General features: G+C 67.1%; 13 protein-coding genes. 5 read left to right on the top strand and 8 right to left on the bottom strand.

All coding sequences use genetic code 11. The features are described from left to right. The first annotated feature begins 36 nt into the window (after positions 1–36). Positions 37–4,827, top strand: a complete 4,791-nt coding sequence (locus RDV84_RS04185; protein ID WP_309152573.1) for an RHS repeat-associated core domain-containing protein — start codon at positions 37–39, stop codon at positions 4,825–4,827. Further along, on the top strand, positions 4,817–5,260 hold the full coding sequence (locus tag RDV84_RS04180; RefSeq protein ID WP_309152572.1) for a toxin-antitoxin system YwqK family antitoxin: 444 nt from the start codon (positions 4,817–4,819) through the stop codon (positions 5,258–5,260). The genes RDV84_RS04185 and RDV84_RS04180 overlap by 11 nt, the downstream gene beginning before the upstream one ends. A 34-nt stretch (positions 5,261–5,294) precedes the next feature. Here the strand turns inward: RDV84_RS04180 and tssA are convergent, their stop codons facing one another. Next, on the bottom strand, positions 5,295–6,350 hold the full coding sequence (tssA, locus tag RDV84_RS04175; RefSeq protein WP_078996896.1) for a type VI secretion system protein TssA: 1,056 nt from the start codon (positions 6,348–6,350) through the stop codon (positions 5,295–5,297). A gap of 304 nt (positions 6,351–6,654) precedes the next feature. Between tssA and RDV84_RS04170 the strand changes: the two genes are divergently transcribed. The 3 genes from RDV84_RS04170 to RDV84_RS04160 are packed head-to-tail and all read left to right on the top strand — an operon-like array spanning position 6,655 to position 12,368. Continuing rightward, positions 6,655–9,642 (top strand): type VI secretion system Vgr family protein, encoded by a 2,988-nt coding sequence (locus RDV84_RS04170; RefSeq protein ID WP_057946033.1) that lies wholly within the window; start codon positions 6,655–6,657, stop codon positions 9,640–9,642. After that, complete coding sequence (locus RDV84_RS04165) at positions 9,639–11,279, top strand: esterase/lipase family protein (protein ID WP_309152571.1); 1,641 nt, start codon at positions 9,639–9,641, stop codon at positions 11,277–11,279. Before RDV84_RS04170 ends, RDV84_RS04165 begins: the two co-directional genes overlap by 4 nt. A 15-nt stretch (positions 11,280–11,294) precedes the next feature. Further along, positions 11,295–12,368: a T6SS immunity protein Tli4 family protein gene (locus RDV84_RS04160; protein ID WP_138884590.1), complete on the top strand. Its 1,074-nt coding sequence runs from the start codon at positions 11,295–11,297 to the stop codon at positions 12,366–12,368. A gap of 296 nt (positions 12,369–12,664) precedes the next feature. On the opposite strand, the gene RDV84_RS04155 is transcribed toward RDV84_RS04160, so the two are convergent. The 7 genes from RDV84_RS04155 to tssJ all read right to left on the bottom strand — a co-directional run bounded on the left by RDV84_RS04155 (position 12,665) and on the right by tssJ (position 21,884). Further along, complete coding sequence (locus tag RDV84_RS04155; RefSeq protein ID WP_157490322.1) at positions 12,665–12,805, bottom strand: hypothetical protein; 141 nt, start codon at positions 12,803–12,805, stop codon at positions 12,665–12,667. A gap of 46 nt (positions 12,806–12,851) precedes the next feature. Continuing rightward, positions 12,852–13,622 (bottom strand): hypothetical protein, encoded by a 771-nt coding sequence (locus RDV84_RS04150; RefSeq protein WP_138884591.1) that lies wholly within the window; start codon positions 13,620–13,622, stop codon positions 12,852–12,854. Beyond that, entirely contained in the window at positions 13,619–15,436 is a 1,818-nt protein-coding gene (locus RDV84_RS04145; protein WP_057946038.1) for a protein-arginine deiminase family protein, read from the bottom strand. Before RDV84_RS04145 ends, RDV84_RS04150 begins: the two co-directional genes overlap by 4 nt. 3 nt (positions 15,437–15,439) lie before the next feature. Next, positions 15,440–18,742, bottom strand: a complete 3,303-nt coding sequence (locus tag RDV84_RS04140) for a type VI secretion system Vgr family protein (protein WP_309152570.1) — start codon at positions 18,740–18,742, stop codon at positions 15,440–15,442. Between the two features lie 161 nt (positions 18,743–18,903). Continuing rightward, positions 18,904–19,689, bottom strand: a complete 786-nt coding sequence (icmH, locus tag RDV84_RS04135) for a type IVB secretion system protein IcmH/DotU (protein WP_057946039.1) — start codon at positions 19,687–19,689, stop codon at positions 18,904–18,906. Then, a complete protein-coding gene (tssK, locus tag RDV84_RS04130) occupies positions 19,686–21,014 on the bottom strand; it encodes a type VI secretion system baseplate subunit TssK (RefSeq protein WP_309153678.1) in 1,329 nt (442 codons plus the stop codon). The genes icmH and tssK overlap by 4 nt, the downstream gene beginning before the upstream one ends. A gap of 225 nt (positions 21,015–21,239) precedes the next feature. Further along, positions 21,240–21,884, bottom strand: a complete 645-nt coding sequence (gene tssJ, locus RDV84_RS04125; RefSeq protein WP_309152568.1) for a type VI secretion system lipoprotein TssJ — start codon at positions 21,882–21,884, stop codon at positions 21,240–21,242. Positions 21,885–22,178 lie beyond the last annotated feature (294 nt).

Here is a 22,178-nt window from a genome sequence, read left to right as displayed (position 1 = left end):
CCGACGTCGCGTCGCGAACGAGGAAGGAACCCCGTCATGACCATCGCCGCGAAGCATTTCGATCCGCAGCTAGGAATCGACATCCACACCTATCTGATTCCGCCCTCGCCGATTCCGATCCCGTTGCCGACCCCGCACATCGGCATCGTCCTGGACCCGTTCGATTACCTGCCGATCATCGGCGGCACCGTCCACGTCAACGGCATCAAGCGCGCCACCGCGGGCACCATGGGTCTGGACGTGCATATTCCGGTCGGCGGCGTGTGGATGCCGCCGCTGAAGATCGCCGCCGGCCCGCAATGGGACGACGAGCTGTTCATGGGCAGCAAGACCGTGCTCGCCGACGGCGATCCGTTCTCGAAGATCACCATGCCGGTGCTCGCCTGCAACGTGGTCGGAATGGTCGCGCCGTTCCGGATCCGCAAGCCGAAGAAGCCGCACTTGTCGTTGCTGTTGCCGACCACGCTCAACGTGGCGATACCGACCAACGTCTATGTCGGCGGCCCGCCGACGGTATCGTGGACCGCGCTGCTGATGACCTTCGGCCTTCCGGCCCTGGGCAAGCTGCTGAAGAAGACCGGCGTTGCCGGCGCCGCCGGGGCGGCGTTCAAGGAGCTGCGGCAGAAACTGTTCGCCAACATGAAGCCCGGCGTGCTGAAGTGCAACATCCTGCGCGCCGAGCCGGTCGACATTCGCGACGGCAGCGTGTCGGTGATCCACGAAGACTTCGCCGTCCCCGGGCGCCTGCCGCTAGCGTGGCGGCGCGAGTACCATTCCAACGACGCCCACGCCGGCCAGTGCGGCCGCGGCTGGCATACGCCGGCCGATGTGCGCCTGGAATTCGACACCGACGGCAGCGTGCTGTTCCTTGGACCGGAACTGCCCGCCTTGTTCGCGCACCTGCCGCAGGGCGAGGGAATCGAACATGCCGTGCGCGAGTACGTCAACGGCGCGCGCCTGATCCGCGAAGGCGCGCAATGGTGGGTGCGGACCAAGGACGGCCTGCGCTACGGCTTCGCGGCCGTTGCGGCGGACGCAGCCGGACCGCAGGCGCGTTCGCTGCCGATCCAGCGCATCGAGGACCTGTGCGGAAACCACTGGCGCTTCGAACGCAGCGACGGGCAACTGACGCGCATCGTCGAAAGCGGAGTCGACGGCCTGCAGGGCCGCTTCATCGACGTCGAATCGCGCCAGGGCCGGATCGAGCGCATGCAACTGCACGACCCGGCGACCGGCCTGAACCATCCGCTGGTCGGCTACCGCTACCAGGACGGCGACCTGGTCGCCGCCGTGGACGCGCTCGATGCCGCGCGTCGCTTCGAATACCGCCAGCACCGCATGGTCCGCCACACCGACCGCGTCGGCCTGTCGTTCCACTACGCCTACGACGCCCGCTGGCGCGTCGTGCGCGCCTGGGGCGACGGCGGCCTGCACGATTACAAGTTCCGCTACGACGAATTGCTGGGCGAAACCGAAATCACCGACTCGCTCGGCCACGTCTCCCTCGTCAAGTTCGACGAGAACGGCCTGCCGCTGTGCGAGATCGACCCGCTCGACGGGGTCACCGCGTTCGAGTACGACGAAGTGGGGCGAACCACCGCCGTGGTCGATCCGATGGGGTTGCGGACCGAGTTCGAGTACGACGGGCGTGGGAATCTGCTGACGTTGACGCGGGCGGATGGCGGCGTTCTGCGGACCGCGTACGACGCCGACGACCGGCCGGTGGCGTTGACCGATCCGGCCGGCGCCGAATGGACGCAGATATGGGATCGGCGTGGCCTGTTGATAGGCCAACGAACGCCGACCGGCGCCGAGTCGCATTATGAGTACAGCGACGCGGGACAGATCGCGACCTACATCGACCCGCTCGGCGCTGCGATGCAGGCGGTATTCGACCGACACGGCCAACTGCATCGCGCGACCGATCCGCTCGGCTCGGTGGATCGCTTCGAACACGACGCGATGGGCCGGCTGTTGACCCATGTCGATCCGGCGGGACGTACGACGCGGTACAGCCACGATGGCAAAGGACGCCTGAGCCGGGTCGTCGCCGAAGGCGGCGGCCGCGTGCAGTGCGAGTACGACGGCGAGGACAGGCTGATCGAACATCGCGACAGCAACGGCGCGATCACCCGCCTGGAGTACTCCGGCATCGGGCAGGTGGCCCGGCGCATCCAGCCCGACGGTCATGCCGTCGGTTACGCCTACGACAGCGAGGAGCGCTTGGTCGCGGTCGTCAACCAGCGCGGGGAGCGATACGAACTTCGGCGCGATGCCTTGGGCCGCGTGGTTGAAGAGATCGATTACTGGGGGCAGAGCCGTCGCTATCGGTTCGACGCCGGCGGCGGCTTGGTCGGTTGCGTCGACGCGCTGGGTCAATCCGTGGCCTATCGGACCGATCCGCTCGGGCGCGTCGTCCACAAGTCCGCGCCCGACCTCGAGCGTCCGGGCCGACGGTTCGAGGAGACGTTCAAGTACGACAAGCGCGGCCAATTCGTCGAGCTGAAGAATCGTCATTGCCATGTGCTGCGCAAGTACGATGCCGACGGCCGCCTGACGGAAGAAACCCAGAACGGCTTTCGCGTCGCCAACGACTACGACGCGGCCGGCAACCGCATCTTGCGCGAGACCAGCGCCGGAAACCGCGTGGCATGCGAGTTCGATTCGCGCGGCCAGCCGCGCAGGATCGCCATCAACGATGAAGCGCCGGTCGAGATCGAACGCGATGCGACGGGACGCGCGACGGCAGAACGGATGGGTGCGCATATCCGGCGGGACCTGAGCTATGACAGGGAGGGCCGCCTGGCCGCTCAGTCGGTGATGTGCGGGCAGCAGCGGCTGTTCGAGACCCGCTACGGCTACGATCCGTCCGACAACCTGATCGAGCGCGGCGACAGCGAGCATGGCGTGGATCAGTACGCGTACGATCCGATGGGGCGATTGCTGGCGCATACCGACCCTCGCGGCAGGATCCAGCACTTCCTCAACGATCCCGCGGGCGATCGTTTGCACGCGCGTGTTCGCGAGACCCGAATGCTGCAGGCGGTCGGCGACCAAGCGCAGCCTTCGCATTGGGCCCGCGAAGGCGACTACGAAGGAAGGCGCTACGTATTCGATCGCGCCGGAGACCTGGTTCAGCGCAGCGATGCGCGGACGCTGCCGACCGCATCGGAAGACGACTCCGGATTGCGGTTGCGCTGGGATGCGCATCACCGCCTGGTCGAAAGCCGAAAGGACGGCCAGGTCACCCGTTACGGTTACGACCCGTTGGGGCGGCGCGTGTTCAAGCGCAATCCGACCCAGACGACCTGGTTTTTCTGGGACGGCGATGCGCTGGTGGGCGAGGTGCGGCAGGACAACGACGCAGCCGGCGCTCCGGATCCGTCCGCCGACGCGAACGTCCTGGATTTCTTCGCGGCGCGTGCGCGAAAGAGCGCCTTCCAGGGGTTGTATCCGAAGGTCAGGGAGTTCGTTTACTACCCTGGCGGCTTCGTTCCGCTGGCATTGATCGACAAGCGCAGCGCTGTTTCCGCGCCTGCGGCGGCGGAAAACACAGGAGCGAACAGCTCGGCGCGTTCGTCTTCGCAGACGAGCGGGCCATCGCCGCTGCGGGACGCGCGCCGGCCGGTAGCGGCACGTGCTTCCGGAACTGCTGCAGGCGCCGCGGTGGAGCCGCGGTTGGAAAGATCGCGGGCTCCTGGCTATGGCGCCTTGACGGCCTTGTCGTTGGGGCCCGATCGGGGCAATGCGGCGAGCGCGCCGCAAGGCAGTGGCGCGAACGCGGTTTCGCCGCTCGCGCGCGAATCGGCCGCGGAAGGCGGTGCCGCCGCGGGCGCGGCACGGCCAGGGTATGGCAACCTGGCCGGTTCGCCCTCGGGGGCGAACCGGGATGCGGCGGTCGAGGCGTCGTCGCATGGGGTGGAGCCGGAGCGCACCGCGTCAGTCGTACCGTCGTCTCCTGTCGCGGGAGCGCTCGCCGCGCATGCGGACGTCGCCGATGTCGGGGACCTCGGAGCCGCGCAGGTCGATGCCGCGAGCCGCGTGGCGATCGAAACGCTGTCCGCGGTGGTGCTGTACTACCACGCGGACCCGAACGGGTGCTCGACGCGAATGACCTGGCAAGACGGTCGCGTGGCCTGGGCGGCGACCTACAGCCCGTCAGGCAAGGCGCTGCGCATCGTCGCCGATGCGGTGGACAATCCGATCCGGTTGCAGGGTCAATACTTCGATCCGGAAACGGAACTGCACTACAACCGCTATCGCTACTACGACAGCGACCTGGCCCAGTACGTCGGACAGGATCCCATCCGCCTGACGGGCGGCGAAGGGTTGTACTCGTATGGTTTCAATCCGGTCGGTTGGATCGATCCGAGAGGTTTGACCTGCACGCCCGCCCAGGTCGCCAGGATGAAGGAGCTGGTGCAAAAAGCGTACGACGACATGGTCGCGCAAGGTGTCGGCAAGGCCAAACGGGGGCCGTGCTTTTCCATCGCCATGGACATGCGGACCGGCAGGATGAGCGCGGTCTACAACAACCACGTCGACGGCGCCGTTCCGGGCAATCTGCATCCGGATATCGAGAGCAGGCTGCCTGGCGTTCCCCCGTATGTCACGGAAAACGGTCTGCCGTTGAGCAAGGGCGCCGGTTCGCATTCGGAGGTTTACGCTGTGAACGAGTTGCTCAACAATGGCACCGGAGCAAAGCTGGACGATATCGCGGTGTGGTCGATGGAGTCGTTCGGAAACAAGCACGCGCCGGTCGGCGCGGTCAAGGACCCCTGCCCGCATTGCGGCCATTTGCTGGATGGAGTGACCTATGTCCAATGAGCCCGCTGCCGCCGTTCGCGTTACCGAGGATCAACTCGATTTCGGCCTGGGCGACCAACTGCTGTACCAGGATCAGCCGCTCACCGGGATTGTCTACGAGCTCTATCCCGACGGCTCGCTCAAGGAAGAGCGGTCCTACGAAGACGGCATGCCGAAGGGGCTGTGCCGCGAGTGGTACGACAATGGCCAGCTGAGCCGGGAGTGGATCGCGCAGCACGGCTTTGCGCCGGACGAGACGACCGAGTGGCATCGCAATGGTCAGATGAAATCGGTGATGCGGCGCGAGCTGGGTATCGATGTCGCGTACAGCGAATGGGATGCGTCGGGACAGCTCGTGATCGAGCGTCGCCTGCAGGAGGACTCGCCCACGTACGCAGTGCTGGAAAAACTGCGCGAGCGCTATCGCCGCCCAGGGCCTCAGCGCCACCCCTGAGGCGGCGCTGACGCAAGTCCGAACCCGCCCGGACTCAATCGTCCTGACGATCGTTGCTGTCGAGCAACTCCTCGATCTGACTCAACGTGCTCTCGTCCTTGATCACCCGCTTGAGCCACACGTGCAGCGGCATCTCGCCCCAGCGCGCGGCTTTGTCGGCGAGGTAGGCGACCGGGCTGTGCGGCTCGGTGCGGCGGAAGAACTCGGCGACGCGGCGAAGTTGCGCGATCGCTTCGCGGCGCGAATCGATAACGCCCGGGGCCGATGGCGCCGGGCGCGCGGCCGGCGCGGAATCGTCGGCCGCCAGGGCGCTGTCGACGATCTCGCCCGGCGCGCCCGGATCGGCGGCGACGCCGTCGACCAGCACGCCGGCGTCGCGGGCGAAGCGGCGGGTGGTCTCGACCAGATGGTCGAGTTGGTCGCGCGCCTGGGCGAAGCTGGGCCCTTCGTGGCCCAGCCGCGCATCGATGACGAGTTCGAGCTCGCGCAGCGCCTCGCGGCAGTCCGGCACGGCGTCGATTAGCTTCTGGTAGTACTCGCGCGGCGTGGCGCGCCGCGCCGTGTCGATCTGCTCGACGGTCGGGCCGGGATTGTGTTCGGCGTTGCGGCGCGCATGCGCCAGTTCGATGTCGGCGATGCTGAAGCGCTCTTGCGCCGACTGGATCAGCGGCAGGCGCCGCGACCACTTGGTCGAATGCTCCAGCAGCCACACCAGGTTGCCGATGCGCTGTTCCTGGTCGCCGTCCTCGGCTTGCGGATGGATGTCGTCCCAGAAGCGCTCGCACAGCGCGGCGGTGAGCCGGTAGCCCTGGGCGAGGCCGGCGAAGCCGTGGATCTGGGTCTGGCTTTCGGTCCACCACGACGCCAGGCGCAAGTCCTTGCTGCGGGTCTTCAGCAATTCGTTGGAGCGCGTCGCCACCGTTTGCCAGTCGGCGACCTTGAGGTCGGTGATCCACTCGCCCTGTTCCAGCGAGGGGTCGTCGGCGCGACGGGCTTCCTGGATGGCGTCGTAGTCGACCGAGAACGAGAGGTCGGCGCCGGAGGGCGCCTCATCGGAGATAGGCGCGAGCAGCTGTTCCAGATCCTGCATGGCAGTCCATTGAGTGCGGGAAAGGGCGTTGTGGCCTACAGAATGCCACTTCGGTCGCTGTGGCGGGGTGTCGGCCGCCGCGATGCCGTCGCGACGAAGCTTAACGGGGCGCAATACCGCAGCCGGTCGCGATTCCAGCGTTTTCGTGCGACGCGCCGGGCCGCCCCGCGGGACTTCACCGCCGCCCCGGTTTGGATACACTGGACCCTGCGGAAAAGGCCGCCATGGAGGCGGCCTGCGAGGCTGGCACGGATCGTCACGGGACGTGCGCGCGCAAGGAGGAACGGGCGTGAGCAGCGAAGGAATGCAACAGATTCTGGCGGGCCTGTCCCGCTTCATCGGCGCGCAGCGCTTGTACACGCTGGACTTGCCGCAAGACCAGGGCATCGGCGAAGACTGGGCGGTGGAACGCTGGCAGGGCTGGGAAGCCTTGTCGGGCGGCTTCGAATGGTGGATCGACGTGTTGTCGGTCGATGCGCACCGATCCCTTGAAGCGTTTCTCGGGCGTCGCGCGACGCTCGCCACCCGGCTGGCCGACGGCGGCCGCGCGCTGCGCTCGGGCTTGGTCCGCGAAGCGCAGTGCCTGGGCAGCGAAGGCGGCCTGGCGCGCTATCGTTTGTGCCTGGTGCCGTGGACCTGGCTGCTGAGCCAGGGCCGGCACAGCCGCGTGTACCAGGACAAGACGGTCGCCCAAATCGTCGAGGCAGTGTTCGCCGCGTATGCGCCGCTGGCGGCCTGGCAGTGGAGCGATGAAGCCGGCCCGTTCCTGGCCGCCGCGCGCGCGCGCAGCTACTGCGTGCAGTACCGCGAGACCGACGCCGCCTTCGTCGACCGCCTGCTGGCCGAGGAAGGCCTGGGCTGGCGCATCGAAGAGGCGCAGGACGCGCCCGGCGGCCATCGCATGGTGCTGTTCGCGCAGAGCGGGCAGAGCCCGCAGGAAGCCAGCGACGCCGCCTACGGCGCGACCCGCTTCCACCGCAGCGACACCACCGAGGACAGCGACACCGTGCAGAGCTTCGGCGCGGTGCGGCGCATCGCCTCGACCGAACTGACCGTGCTCAGCGGCGACTACAAGGGCCTGCAGACCCAACTCGCGAACGTGCCGCTGGGCGCGGGCGGCGAGTCGGCGGCGCGGCTGGAGGTCTACGATCCGGTCGGCCTGTACGCCTTCGCCGACCGCACCGAAGCCGAGCGCTACGCCGGCCTGCTGGCGCAGGCGCGGGCGTCCGAACGCACGCTGTGGCTGGGCCGCGGCACCGTGCGCACCTTCCGCAGCGGCACCTGGTTCGCGCTCACCGGCGCGCCGCAGGCCGAGGCCGACGCGCCCGCCGAGGCGCTGCTGGTGGCGGTGCAGCACGCCGGCGTCAACAACCTGCCCAAGAGCATCGGCGAGGCCGTCAGCGCGCGTTTCGGCGCCGCCCCGCAGGTGCCGCTGCGCGGCTTGCCGGGCGCGTCCGACGCGGCCTGGGACGCGGTGCTGGCGCGCGCCGAGAGCGTCGGCTACGCCAACGGCTTCGTCGCCGTCCCGCGCGACCAGGCCTGGCGGCCGGTGCTGCACGACGGCACCGGCGCGCGCCTGAACCCGCGCCCGACCGCGCCGGGCTACCAGACCGCGATCGTGGTCGGCCCGGACGGCGCGACCCAGGCGCAGGGCACGCACGAGTTGCATTGCGATGCGTTGGGGCGGTTGCGGGTCAAGTTCCACTTCCAGCAGGCCGGCGGCGACGCCGAATCCAACCACAGCTGCTGGCTGCGCGTGGCCCAGCGCTACGCCGGCCCCGGCGTGGGCACCCAGTTCCTGCCGCGGATCGGCCAGGAAGTGCTGGTGGCGTTCCTCGACGGCGACATCGACCGGCCGCTGATCGTCGGCGCGCTCTACAACGGCCAGGGCGACGCCGGCGTGCTGGCCACCCCGGGCGCGGGCACCCAGGACGCCGACGGCGCCGCCTACGCGCAAGCCAGCGACCACGGCCCCAGCGCCCAGGCCAACCGCGTCGGCGGCCACGCGCCGGCCTGGCACGGCATGAGCCAGGACGCCGCCGGCCACCGCAACGCGGCGGCGCTGGTCGGCATCAAGTCCAAGGAATTCGGCGGCGGCGGCCACAACCGCCTGGTGTTCGACGACAGCGACCGGCAACTGCGCCTGCAACTGGCGACCACCCAGGCCGCGACCCAGCTCAACCTCGGCCACCTGATCCACCAGGCCGACAACTACCGCGGCAGCTTCCGCGGCGAGGGCTTCGAGTTGCGTACCGACCAGTGGGGCGCGGTGCGCGCGCAGGCCGGCCTGTGGATCAGCGCCTACGACATCAACGGCGAGAAGCCGGCCGGCGAAACCATCGCGGCGACCGCGCTGCTCAAGCAGGCCAGCCAACTCGGCGAAGTCCTGTCCAAGGTCGCCGGCACCCACCAGACGGTGAAGCTGGCCGCTCACGAGGGCGTGATCAAGGCGGACCAATCGGGCCTGATCGGCGACCAGCCGCCGCTGCGCGCGCTGCTGACCAGCGCCAAGACCACGGTTGCCGGCGCAGCCTTCGACGACGCGCTGAGCCAGGCGCCGCAGCGTAAATCCGATGCCGGCGAGGGCAAGGTCCCGCACAGCGGCGACGCCCTGCTCGGCCTGGCCGCGCCGGCCGGGATCGGCTACATCGCCGGCCAGAGCCTGCAGTGGGCCTCCGGCGAAACCCTGACCCTGGCCAGCGGCGGCTCCACCAACGCCGCGATCGCCAAGGACCTGCGCATCCACACCGGCCAGGCGATCGGCTGGCTGGCCAACGCGGTCGAAGGCGCCAGCGCCGGCAACGACCCCGCGCTGAGCCTGGTCGCCGCCACCGGCAAACTGGAGTTCGAAGCCCAGCACGACCGCTTCGAACTGCAGTCGCGCGACCAGCTCAAGATCGTCTCGGCCAACGCCGAAGTCGAGCTGGCCGCCGGCAAGACCGTGCACCTGGCCACCGCCGGCGGCGCCAGCCTGACCATCGAAGGCGGCGACATCGTGATCAATTGCCCCGGGACGATCACGGTACATGCGGCGAAGAAGTCGTTCGTGGGGCCGGCGCAGTTGTCGCGCGAGCTCAACCGCTGGCCAGAAGCGAAATTTGACGAACGCATTCGCTTGGTCAAGCGCGATCGCAAGACTCCAGCCGCCAACTATCGATACGAGATCCTTCGGGCCGACGGGGCGGTCATCCGAGGTGTCACAGACAACGAAGGGTGGGCCGATATGCAGAATGCGATCGGCATCGAGAGCTTAAAGATCAAGCTGCTCGGCCCGGCGAAGGAGGACGTATGAGCGATCCTACCCGGCGAGTTCCTAAAAGCATCGGGGCCGACGGAGTTCCGGTCGGTACGACTATCACCTCGCCGACCGAAAACAAGGTCCGTGCCGAGCTGAGCGTCGTCCCCCATTCGGTAGTGCCGATCATTCTGTTGCCCGGAATCATGGGTAGCAACCTGTTTAACACCAGGTACGGCGAAGCGGCCTGGACCGTCAATTCGAAGATCGGCCTAGCCATGCAATGGATCTTCCGCTCTTCGGCCAAGCGGCAGCGCTGGCTCAATCCCGACGACATCGAGGTCGATCTCGACGGTAAGTTCCCGGGAAAAAGCGCGAGCGTACCGAACAGCAAGGTCGGCAGGGAGCGAGGTTGGGGGGGCGTCGCAAAGGCAGCGTATGGCGATTTCCTTGTTTGGCTCGACAACGCGTTGAACAAGGATCTGCTCGATGCCGATGGCGAAGACCCGTCGCCGTGGCAGAGCTACATCGACAATACCGACGTGGGTAAGCAATGGGGGGCCGAGAAGCCCGGAGAAGCGGGAGGCTTCGATCCGATCACACAAGGCGAGTCGGATCACGCGCTCAACTTCTATTGCCCGGTACATGCCGTTGGATACAACTGGCTGCAAAGCAACATCGATTCCGGCGTGGAACTCGCCGCTGAGCTGAAAAAGATCATCGAAGCTTGGAACAGTTTCGAACGTGGCGGAGAGAAGCCATTCAAGTGCGAAAAGGTCATCTTGGTTACTCATTCGATGGGGGGGCTGGTGGCGCGCGCTGCGGTCAGTCCGGCGCATGGAGGCGCGGCCGACCTTGTGCTGGGCGTGGTTCACGGTGTGATGCCCGCTAACGGCGCCGCTGCCACGTACCACCATTGTCGAACCGGCTACGATGGAATCGCGCGTTTCGTCCTAGGACGCAATGCAGCGCAAGTAACGGCGATTATTGGCAACGCCGCCGGGCCCTTGGAGTTGCTGCCGAATCAGGCGTATCGGACGGACTGGCTGCGCGCGCGGACGCAGGCGAATCCGACGCCGTTGATGGGGCTACCCGCTGGTATAGAGGCCGCTGCGGCCACCGGCGATCCGTACATCGACATCTATCTTGAAAAGGAACGCTGGTGGCGATTGATCGATCCGGGTTTGATCGATCCGGACGAACGTTATGCGGGCGCGAAGCCGCCGGCCGACCCTTGGGTTGATGGTTACGCCAGCCAGTTGAAGAAGGCGCGGACTTACCATAAGGAGTTGGTCGACAAGTACCATCCCCTGAGTTACGTGCATTTCGGCGATGATCCTCAGCAGCCCAGCTACAATAATCTATGGTGGCGGTCGAAGACTCCGGTCGGGATGTCCGGTAGCAGTCTGGTGAATGCACGTATCCAGGTCGGTAGCGACAGTGATCCGGTGACGCTCGACGTTCCGGGCGGTATCGAGTTCGAGATAATGCCGGACAAGGAAGCCGGAGAGCCAGGCGACAATACCGTGCCGGTCATCTCGGGCGAGGCGCCTTTGAAGACTGGTGGCGCGGTCCAGGGGTTCCGGATGAAGAATGTTTCGCATGGAGACAGTTACGACGACAAGCATACGCATACGCGCGAGTCGGTAGTCTGGTCCATCGGGAAATTGCTTTCGCAGGCGAAAGAGCTATGAACAGGAGCCCGTTGTATGAAGCTGTGCTTCCGTTGGGTGTCGCTGGTTTGCGTATCGGCTTCGCTTTTGTTGTCACCTCATGCGAAGGCGGACGCCGCCGTGGCTGAGAACAAATCCGTCGAATTCGCGCCGACTAAAACGCTATGCATAGGGCGGCTTCTGGTCGATTTGCCGCGCGATGCCCAAGTCTCGGTACGCGGCAGCTATCATGCAGCCGAATTGGTGGGCGTGAGTTCGGCCAGCAGTTTCGCCGATGTCGAGCGCGACGCGCGTGTTCAAGCGGAGCGTCTGGGGCTTCGGGCCAGCAAGCGGCAGGATGCGAGTGACGACACGTTCGACCGTCGTGCGGGCATCGACAGCCGACAGGATCGTTCTGCAACTCGATTGATCGGGATCGATAGTTATCCGAAGAGCGAGCAGGTCGCAATTGGATCGCATGTGGACGACGCGGCCACCAAGTTTCAGGTCGATCTTTATCGCTTTGTCGACCGGAAGCGTTATGCGTTTCGCACGATCAACTACCGCGCAAGCCGCTATCCACAGGCGCGCGACTTCCTTATGGAGTCGGCCGGACGATATCGGCCATTGAGCGCGGGGCGCATTCCGGGCGAACGCGGATTTTGCCTGAATGACGGTATTTTCATCGACTCCGGAACGCCGGAAATCAACGAATCGTTCGTCCTGGTGGTGAAGTTCCCAAAGCATCCAGGACTGCAGTTTCATCTCGACGGCGAGGCGTTGCGCAAGGCCGATCGCGATGAGCCTTCCTTGGCTCGTCGTGCTGATCGGGAATTGGCCACGCTCGCAGAGCATGGCGACGCTGTAAGAGTGCTTAAGCGAGGCGAAGCGCGCTATGCCGACCAGGGGGGCTTCGAGATCGCGATCGCGGTGAATCATCCCGATCTGCCGGGCGGTGGCGGGCTGAAGTACACGTGGATGGCCGAGGGCCGCGTCGGCGATGTTGTGCATCCGACTCTCGAAGCCGAATTGATGACGGGGCAGGGAGCGTCGACTGGGCTCGACGAAGCCGAAGTTGCCGCACTTTGGAAGCGGCTCATGGAAAGCTTGCGCATACGTCCAAGCGGATGATTGTGGCGAGTAGCCGTGCCTGGTGATGCGAGGAATAGACGCTGCTTAGGTCTGGGGTAGTTGATGCCAACAACGGCGGCGAACAGCGTGTTTGTATTCGCGTAGGGGTCAGAAAGCATCGGTGCTTCAGCAAGCTATCGTTCCGCTTTCGCGTCGGCGTCCGGCAACCCTTGGCTGCCCTCAGCGGACGAGCCAATACGCCCTTGCCTAGCTCGATGCCGCGGACGACGCAGGCTTTGCTGCGGCCGACTGAGGGATCGTATGCGCTCCCACAGGGAAAAAGCCGTTCTGCAACGTCAGAGCGGTAGCGGCCTCGGGTTTGCTCTGCTGGCGGTGCGCCCGTGCTGTTGCTTGATCGCCGGCATATCCGACATGCCGGTCTTCATGTTCGCGCGGAACAGCGGCGAGCGCTCCTGCTTCAGTTCGGACGACGACACGCTCCACGCGTGGAGCCCGCCGACTCGACTGCCGGGCTGATCCCGATCAGGACTTGGTCGTTTTCGACAGGCTCAGGCGCATCGCATCCAACTCTTCCGGGAACGTTTGCTTCGATCTCGACGCCCATTCGCGCTCGTGGTCGAGCGCCTGCAGGGCCCGCGACGCGTCGATCTGGCGCAACGAAAGCCTCTGCAGACCTTCGAAACTGCCTGGAACCGGGGACTCGAGGTTGATGCGGATCAGTACCTCGGGCTCGCTGACGGGATGTGAGTAGAAGTACAGGTTCACTCCACCGACAAGGTGCGGGTCCGCGGGACGCATCAGCGCGCGCAGCAGCGCGTACTCCTGGGTGGTCCGCTTGTTTCCCTCGCGATGGATGTATCCGGAAAGTTCAGTCTCGGGTTTCCAGCCTACGGCAGTGCGCGAGGCCTTAGCCTCGGTGGCCTGAAGGCCGCCTTCGACGAAGCGATCGAACGCCGTGTATTCCGGAATGGGGTGGGTGGCCCAGGCGTGCAGAGTTCTGGCGATGAATCCCACGACGCGATCGGGGTCGTCGAAACGCTGAGGAAGGTAGGCCACCGCGTCGGGACTTGAGAAAAACCGTAGGCGCCTGAGTTCGTATTCGTCGTTGCGCGACTGGATCAACTGATCGAACTGCTGTTGAGGGGTCATGGCCTTGACTGCCTGTGCGGGTAGTGCCTGGGGGGTGGAAGACTCGGGTCGGGCCGCGTAGGCGGTGCCGGCCGTGCCGGTAAGCAGCGCTGCGATCATGCCGAGGAACGCGGGGGCCAAGAGGCCTTTGAGTTTGCCGTTCAATGTTCGAACTCCCACCACTTTTTGGAGGCGTCGGGCTTTCGCAGCGTATTGGAGCCGCAATGAACCTCGCCCTTCAGCAGGTGATACGTATTCCAATCGTCAATGAAAGTCACAGAAAGCCCGCAGGCCGCCAGCGTAGCCCGATAGTCCTCCTCGAACAGGTCTTTGCCGCCGTCCACGGGGCCGAACGGCTTAGGAGCGATGCATTGCTTGCCCAGGACCAGCATATTGACCATTCCCGCGGTTAAGGCATCGGCCTCGGTGGCGCCCGCCGCGGGCTCTGCGGGCAGGTAGATGCTCGGCACATAGGCGATGTCGCCGGATTTGAGCCCCAGCTCCTTCTTGAAGATCTTTTCCGCCGAATCGATATGGGTTTGGCACTGGTCGTTGTAGTCGGAAATTTCCTTGGCGCTTTGCTTGAACGTTCCCCAATCGACGCCGTTGGCGAGGAAATCCTTCACCGACATTTCGGCGGAATAGCCCGGACGGTATTCGCGGCCAGAGAGCATCTTGCCCGCCGACGGCGCGGATTTCAGGATCTTGCGACCCTGGCGCGGGCTCGCGAGCAACAACTTGAAACCGAGTTTCCCGCTCGCGGGGACGAAGGTGATGATCTCGTCTACGTGTCCTACATTAAGCCAGCCCGCATCGATTTCGATGGGCTCCTGCACGATCTGGCGTTGCAGGAACTCCTGGTAGCCGGGGGCCAGCCGGTCGCGGGGGTTGAGCTGCCTGTGCGGACAGTAATAGATCCGTCCGAACGGATACTTTTTCCCGCTGGGCGCGGTAAACGGCGGAGTGCTTTCGAGATTGCCGCCCGAGTTCAGAGACGAGGACGACGCCGGAACCGGGGCCGGCCTGAGGTAACCCAGGTCGTTGGTCAACAGCGTCTTCGGGAAGTTCTCTAGTTCCCGCCCGCGCGGCGTTTCCAGGACATTGCGCAACGCCTTCTGCCCCGGCAGTTCGCTGAATCCGAACTCCATGATGTCCTGCATCCAGCGATCGCTCGACCAGGGCGCGCCGTCGACCTGCTCCAACGCGACGCCGGCTGCGGATGCGGCCGCGCTCAAGGCCGCGACGAAGGAAGCGTTGTGCCCGGGATTGGTGGCGGACAGGACCGTCTTGAGCACGAAAACCTTTTCCGGCTCATCGAAGTGGTTGAACATGATCCAGGGCGCCACGCGGAGTTGCGCCGAACGCGTCGCCGTCGATCCGCCGGCTTTCTCCACCGTCAGCGTCAGCTTCACCAGTCCATCGAAATCCTTGTTCGCCGGGTCTTTGCCCGCATAGCAGATCGCTTCGATGCCGAGTTCCTTCTTGGTGAAGCTCAAGTCGGGGAATTCGTAGCTCGCCTGGGTGCCGGGGCCGATGATCTCGTTGCCGCTCGCGCCGCGACTGTCGAAGATGCGGATGCGTTGTTGGTCGTCGGCGGAAACCGACAGGGTCACTTTCCAACCCGCGGGCGGAGCGGCGCCTACGCGCCGGATGTCGAGCGGCGCGATGTCGGCCACATCGGCAGCGCCATTGACGGTCTTGTCGTCGTGATCGATCTTGACGTCCACCGCCGAGCCGAGGCCGACGGCTCTGATTCCCGTCATCGTGCCGTTGTTGTTGACCAGCACCACGGCGCCCTTCTTGCCTTTGCCCCAGTGCCAGGCGTCGATGCCCGCGGTCGTGTCGTCCACCTTGCCGTCGCGATCGGCATCGACATGGATGAAGAAATCGGGCGCGACCTCGATCGGGACTTTCTTGAACTTGCTTTGGTCCAGAGAGGTGGTCGAGGTTTTTCCTACTTCCTTGAAGGTCTTGCCCACGAGTCAGTCCTCGATCTCGATTCTCAGTATCTCTTCGGCGGCGGTCATGACGAGATGGGTCTGGCCCTTCTCGTTGGTGACGCCTTCCTCGATGTCGCCGTTGGCCAGAACGATCCGGTATGCGCGATTGACCAGCGGGTCGCCGGTCTGGCGATCGTGCAGCAAGAAGCCTTCGCTGAAGCGCTTGGGCCGCGAATCCGGCAGCTTGGCCAACTCCGCCGCATCGCTGCCGCCGCCCTTGAACGGATGCATCCCCGCCTTGACCGTGAAGTTCCCCGGGCACTCGAAAGTGATGTCGCCGCCCTCGAGCGTGACCCGCGTCTGTCCCGCCTGCAGCACGATCTTCTGCTTGGCCAGTACGTCGATGCGTTCGTCGGTGGCGGTGACGGTGACGGACTGGTCGGCGAGCAGTTCCAGCGTGCCGACGTGGGCGCGCACGCTGACCGGGCCTGCGGCGGCGATCGCGCGCAGCGGGCCTTGTTGCGCGTACAGGGCGCTGTGGGCGCCGCTGACCGCGGCGAAGGTCTGGCCGGCGGCGAAGTGGGCGTCGTCCTGTGCGGTCAAGTGGCTGTGGCCGCCGGCGTAGGCCAGCGCGCTGGCCGGGGTGGTCGCGGCCAGGCTGTCGGGCGACTCGGCGACAAGCATCGCCGCGGCGAAGCGCTCGACCGGGTCGCCGCCGTCGCGGCCCTCGCCGCTGGGCTTGCTGGCCGGCTGGCCGGCGACATCGCCGTCGTACTTGCCGTCCTGCTGCGCGTCGACGGCGGCGAGGAAGGCGGCTTGTTCGGGATTGCCGCGCAGCGCGGGCACCTGGTTCTGGGCGGCGGCGTCGTTGAGCGCCTGCGCGGTGTTCTGCGCGCCCTTGAGCTGGGCCACCGCCTCGGCGATGTCGAACTGGGTGGAGCGTGCGTTGGCGCGCGCGGTGGTCGACAGCAGCACGCCTTGCGCGGCGTGCAGGTTGCCCCAGCCCAGCGTGGCCAGGTCGAAGCCTTGCCCGCGCAGCGCGCCGCGCTGGGCGTCGCCGTGCTGGATCAGGTAGCCCAGTTCCAGGCGGCTGTCGGCCAGGGTGGTGTGCAGGCGCTGGCGCAGTTGCCCCGGGGCGTCGTCGACCACCCACTGCTGGCGGCCGCTGCCGTCCAGCGACTGGGTGTGCAGGCCGCTGAGGGTGCCGATGTGGTTGGCCGGCGAGTCCTGGCCGGCCGCGAACGGCGGCGCGACTTCGCCGTTGAACAATTGGCCGGTGACCAGCGGCTGGTCGATGTCGGCGTGCAGGAACTCGACCAGGACTTCGGCACCGATGCGCGGCAGCGCGTGGCTGCCCCAGTTCGGGCCGGCCAGCCACTCGGCGACGCGGACCCAGGTGCCGGAGGTTTCGTCGCCCGGGGCGTGGCCGTCGGGATAGGCGCCGGAGCCGGTTTCGTTGGCGCCGCCGTAGGTCGGCGCGGCGCCGCGCTGCCAGGCGAACTGGATGCGCACCTGGTGGTCGCGGGTGACGGTGTTGGCGGCATCGGCCAGGCCGACCACGCGCGCGGTCTGGGCGCCCGGCGCGATCGGCTTGGGGCGCGGCAGCGGCACGATCGCAGTGCCCAGCGGCACGGCGAGGAAGCGGTTGCGGTAGCTGCCGCGCTCCAGCCCCGACGCGTCGAGGATCGCGACCGCGTTCGAGGTCAGGTTGTTGGCGGCGAGGTGCTCGACCCGCAGCGGCACGAACGCCTGCCCCGACAGGTCGGCGTGCTGGCTCAGGGTGAACGCGCGCCCGGCATCGACGCCGCGGCCGCTGCCGCTGCCGGCGTGCAGGCGCTGCGGCAGGCGCAGCGCGTCCAGGCGCAGCTCGGCGGTGGTCTGGGCGTGGTCGCGCTCGGCGTAGCGGCTGCTGCGCGGCACGCTGTAGACCTCGCGCCGCGGCAGGTTCGGCCCGGCCGGATCGCCCAGGGCGCTGGCCGACAGCGCCTCGACCTGCTCGGCCTGCCAGCTGGCGGTGCCGACCGCGTCGGGCGTGGTCTGGCGCAGTTCGCTGAAGTGGCCGATCGCGTCTTCGTTTTCGGTGCTGGCGGTGCGGTGGAAGCGCAGCGTGCCGGGCGAGGCCGCGGGCACTTCGGCCTGGCTGTCGAAGATCACCAATGTGTGGCCGCCGTCGCCCTGCGCCGATGCCGCGTTTTCCTCGTCTTCGCCCTGGGCGTGATCGAAGCGCCAGGCCAGGCCGGCGTCGGCGAGCAGGCGCAGCGCGAAGTCGTAGTCGCTCTCGCGGTACTGGGTGGTGATCGCGGGCTTGGGCAGGCTGCGGGCGACGTCGAAGCGCCACGCGGCCTGCGGATAGTCGGCGAACACGCGTTCGAGCACTTCCAGCGCGTCGCGGTCCTGGAAGATCAGCGCGTTGCGGCGCAGCTTCAGCAGCGCCAGCCACGGTTCCAGGGTCAGCCGGTGGCGCGAATAGCCGCCGTCGCCGCCCAGCGGCGCGGCCTGGCTGCACAGGCCGCGCCAGTGCCGGTACGAGCCGTCGGCGCGCTGCAGGCGCAGCGTCAGCGGCTCGCCGACCAGGGCTGCGGTGTCGAGCGCGGACGCGGTGGAAATGCAGTCGATCTCGAAGCGGAAGCTGTCGCAGACCGCCTCCTGGCCGTGGAAGCGTTCGACCAGGAACGCGCCGGGCAGGGCGGTCTCGATCTCGACCAGGTGCTGGCCGCCGACGAAGCGCGACGCCAGCGCGCGCGCGGCTTGCGGCGTGGAACGCAGCAGCGATTCGGCCTGGCGCGCGAGCGGCGCGTCGTGCGCGGGAACGGACAGCGGCAGGTCGGACGGGACGTAGCGCGCGAGATCGGATGCGACGTCGCCGGGGTCGAAGGACTGCGGCGACAGCGCCTGTGCCGCGACGCCGGCGGCGCGGCCCGGCAGCCCGCCCTGCGCGGGGAGGGCGACATCGGCCATGTCCGCGAGCGAGGTCGGCACGCCCATCGCCTGCAAGGCGCGCGGCGCGAGCTGTTTGGCGACGGTCTCGCGGCTGGCGCCGCGCTGCAGCGATTGCAGCACCATCGCCGCGACCGGCGCGGCGGCGGCGAGCTTGCCGAGCAGGCCTTCGGTCTCGATCGCCGACGCGGCGACTTCGACCGCCGGCATGTCGCGGGTGATGTCCGGCAGCGCGGAACGCGCCATCGTGATCAGCTCGTCCGACAGCGCGGTGGTGTCGCCGCCGGAGCGCGCCATCGAGATCAGCTCGTCGGCCAGCGCCGAGGTCTCGGCGAACCGCGCCAGTTCTGGCGCCGCGGCCGCGGCGGCGGTGCCGCCCAGGGCGAAGGGGCTGTAGGGATCAGTCATGGCGGGCGGCTCCCGCGATGGCGTCGCGGCCGCCGCTCAGGCGGCGAGCGGGCGCGACGGCGACCGCCACCGGCGCGTGCGCACGCCGCGGGCGCGAGCCCCGCGTGCGGATCGGTTCGAGCGTGGGGATATCCATATCCGTAGCACCTGGGGGTTGGACGTCAGGGCAGGGTGATCGTCAACTGCGCTGTATCGGCCGGCATCTGCACCACGTCGTTGTACTGGGCCAGTTGCCGGTTGGTATCGCGTGCGGCGAGCGTGCTGAAGGCGAGGAAGGCGAGCACCGCGCCGATGCCGACGACCGCGACCGGCGCCCAGATCGGCGTGACCCGGCGCAAGGCGTGCTGGATCCGGTCCGGCGGCGCCCAATGCGGCGCGAACGGCGCGCGCTTGCCCTTGAGGTAGGCGATCTCGTCGCCCAGGCGCGCGGTCAGGTAGCCGAGCTTCTCCGGACCTTCCAGGCGGTACTTGCCTTCGAAGCCTAGCAGCAGGCAGTAGTAGTAGACCTCCAGCGACGGCAGCCGCGGCGCGCCCTGCGCGCGCAGCTGTTCGAGCCGGTCGAAGAAGTGTTCGCCGGCGAGATGTTCGCCGAACAGACGCAGCTGCAGCGGATTGCGTTCCCATTCCTCGCGCAGGTCCGAGGGCTGCGACAGGATCGCTTCGTCGAGCGCGGCGCAGAACGCGTACTTGGCCGCGTAGACGTCTTCCGTGCCGATGCCGAGCTTGACCGCGCCGCGCTCGGTGCCGTCGAGGAAACGCTTGATCGATTCCACGAACGGCGCTTCCGCGCTCGGCAGCTGGCCGCGCTTGAGCAGCATCAGCAGGTAGAAGCCGTCGGACATCAGGTCGAGCAGGCTGCGCGCGGGCGCGCTGGCGGGCGCCGGCGCGGACTGGCTCGGGCCCAGCGACGGCATGCCTTGGGGAATCGGGGGCTGGGGATAGTTCATGGCATCAGGGCGATGAGTTCGAGTTTGAGATCGCGCACGCCGGCCGGCACGTAGATCATCAGCGATTGCGACTTGATCATGCGCTCGTACAGCGGGCCGCGCGGTTCCACCGCGAAGTAGTAGCTGCCCGGACGCACCGGGATCGCCGCCGGCACCTGCCCGGCATGGGTGAGCTTGACTCCGGGCAGCGCCGACAGCACGCACTTCTCGACGTCGTCCGGCGCGCCGACCTTGAACCGCACCGGCACGGTCTGGATCAGTTCAGGGCCGGGGATGTCCGCGGCCACGCCGAGATAGAACACCGACTTCTCGTCGATGCGCTGCGAATCCAGCCGGCCCAGGTGGAACGAGGGCTTGACCTCGGTCAGCGCGATCTGGAAGTAGCGCGCGGAGATCACCGTGTCGAGCAGTTCGCGGATCATCTCGAACAAACGCTCGAACCCGGCTTCGGGATCGGCGTGCGAGTACGCGGGCAGATCGCCCAGGCCGTAGATCTTGGAGAAGGTCAGCAGCGAGCCGGCCAGCCGCGACAGTTCCTGGTGCAGGCGCTCGGGGTGCAGGCCGGGATGGCGGAACAGGTGCGAAAGCGCGGCGAAGGAGCTGTTGACGGTGTGCAGCAGCCAGAACGACGCGATGTCGCCGGAGCGGAACTCGATGATGTGCTGCGACGGTTCGCGGTGCAGGCCATACAGCGCATCGGTCTTGGCCTGCAGCGAATCGAGCAGGCGGCGCAGCTGCGTGTGCAATTGCGCGGACGCGGACACGCTGATCGACGGCGCCATGAACGCCTCGTCGAGTTCGAACCCGCCGGTCGGCGTGCGCCGCACCCGCGCGACCGGCACGGTCACGTAGGGATCGCGCGGTTCGTCGTCGGTGAGCAGGCGCACGCTCTTGCGCAGGTAGGCCAGCTCGGCTTCGGCCGCGTCGGTATACAGATCGAGCGTGACTTGGTTGTGCTGGGTGAAGCGCGCCGCGGCCGCGCTTTCGGCGCAGTTGCCGCCGTGCTCCTTGAGCAGCGGCAGGGCCAGGTGGATGGTGGTCGACTGCACGCCGGCCGGCAGGTCGGCGAGGCTGACCGCCTCGGGTAGTTCGTCGTCGCCCGGCGCGGCATAACTCTCGCCGTCGGGAAAAATCGCCGACAGCTGCAGCGCGCGCAGCGTGCCGCTGGCCAGGCTCTGCACGTCGAAGCGCGCCTGGCGCAGGCCCCATGCGTACGGGTGCAGCGCCGAGGACATCTCGCGCACCTGGCCTTCGTGGTACGCATCCTGGCGCTGGAAGTGTTGCGGGCGCAGGAACAGGCCTTCACCCCAGAAGATCTTGGACATCCGACTCATGCGCGCCTCTTGCAATCCATTGATGACGACTGTCGGGACGAACCGCGCCCACGACCCGCGACCGGCGGGTGGAGCGGCCGCCGCGGCGCGGTTGCGCAGCGGACGGCGCTGGTTCGTCAACGCCCGCCGCCTTCCATCCAGAAGGCGGGCCAGCCGAGGTTACTACAACTCATCCGAGCCCGGTTTCGACCGTCGCCGGCCGTCGCGGAGCCCCGTTCAGCGACCGGGTTTGGTGCAGTTGGTCGAGGACAGCGAATTGGCCGGCGACGACAGCACCGTGGTCAGCGCGGCGGTGTCGGTCGCGGTCATCGCACAGGCGTGCAGGCCGATGGTGATCCCGTCCTTGACCGCCTTGCGGCCGTCGAAGGAAAACCGCCAGCGGCTCATCGCCGGACTGCGGAACAACGCGACCACGCCCAGGTGGCTGGCCGCGCCGGGCATCTTCTGCTGCACCTCGTGGCGCTGGCCCGGCGTCATCAGGATTTCGTTGACTTCGATCAGGTCGCCGCCCAGTGCTTCTTTTTCGCGCTTCTCGTCGAGGAAGGCCTCGAACGGCGCCTGTTCGAAACGCTGGATGTCCTTGAGCTGATAAATGCGCACGACCAGCGCCAGCGATTTCTTCTCGGCGCCGGCGTTCAGGTTTTCGCCCGCGTACAGCCGCAGCGGAACCGCGTATTCGACGTTGGGATCGGGCGCGGCGGGCTTCTTCAGGCCGAAGGCTTCCATGCTCTTGCCCATGGCTTGCTTGACGCCGCCCGGCGCCGAACAACCGCCGGCCGCGAGCGCGAACCCTAGAGCGAAGACGAGGAGAAACCGTGACGGGCGACCATGCTGAATGCGCGAAAGGCGGGGGGTGTCCATAAGCGTCCTGCTCCATATCGTCTTGCACAGGGGCCATCCCCAACCCGCCGTCCCCTGCCGCCAGCGTGAAGGCCTTCATGAAGAAAGATACTAATGCCACGGCCAGCTTGACGACCGTGATAAAGGCTACTATACCGGGCGAAGGTGCATCGATAGGACTCGCCAGCGACTGGAATCGGGCGACGTCTGCACCTTGCACCATGCGCGCCGACAAGGAGAGTACAGCCCCATGAGACACCTGTCCCCCACCTCCGCGAACCGATGGCTGATGGCCATTTTTTTTGCGACTGCGTT

It is taken from the genome of Lysobacter yananisis (genome assembly GCF_031199375.1).
Classification (GTDB): domain Bacteria; phylum Pseudomonadota; class Gammaproteobacteria; order Xanthomonadales; family Xanthomonadaceae; genus Lysobacter; species Lysobacter yananisis.
This window is presented reverse-complemented; position numbering and strand designations above follow the sequence as displayed.

Coding starts and splice junctions, on each gene's coding strand:
- RDV84_RS04185 (WP_309152573.1), top strand. CDS start 37: ATGACCATCGCCGCGAAGCATTTCGATCCGCAGCTAGGAATCGACATC.
- RDV84_RS04180 (WP_309152572.1), top strand. CDS start 4,817: ATGTCCAATGAGCCCGCTGCCGCCGTTCGCGTTACCGAGGATCAACTC.
- tssA (WP_078996896.1), bottom strand. CDS start 6,350: ATGCAGGATCTGGAACAGCTGCTCGCGCCTATCTCCGATGAGGCGCCC.
- RDV84_RS04170 (WP_057946033.1), top strand. CDS start 6,655: ATGCAACAGATTCTGGCGGGCCTGTCCCGCTTCATCGGCGCGCAGCGC.
- RDV84_RS04165 (WP_309152571.1), top strand. CDS start 9,639: ATGAGCGATCCTACCCGGCGAGTTCCTAAAAGCATCGGGGCCGACGGA.
- RDV84_RS04160 (WP_138884590.1), top strand. CDS start 11,295: ATGAAGCTGTGCTTCCGTTGGGTGTCGCTGGTTTGCGTATCGGCTTCG.
- RDV84_RS04140 (WP_309152570.1), bottom strand. CDS start 18,742: ATGACTGATCCCTACAGCCCCTTCGCCCTGGGCGGCACCGCCGCCGCG.
- icmH (WP_057946039.1), bottom strand. CDS start 19,689: ATGAACTATCCCCAGCCCCCGATTCCCCAAGGCATGCCGTCGCTGGGC.
- tssK (WP_309153678.1), bottom strand. CDS start 21,014: ATGTCCAAGATCTTCTGGGGTGAAGGCCTGTTCCTGCGCCCGCAACAC.
- tssJ (WP_309152568.1), bottom strand. CDS start 21,884: ATGGACACCCCCCGCCTTTCGCGCATTCAGCATGGTCGCCCGTCACGG.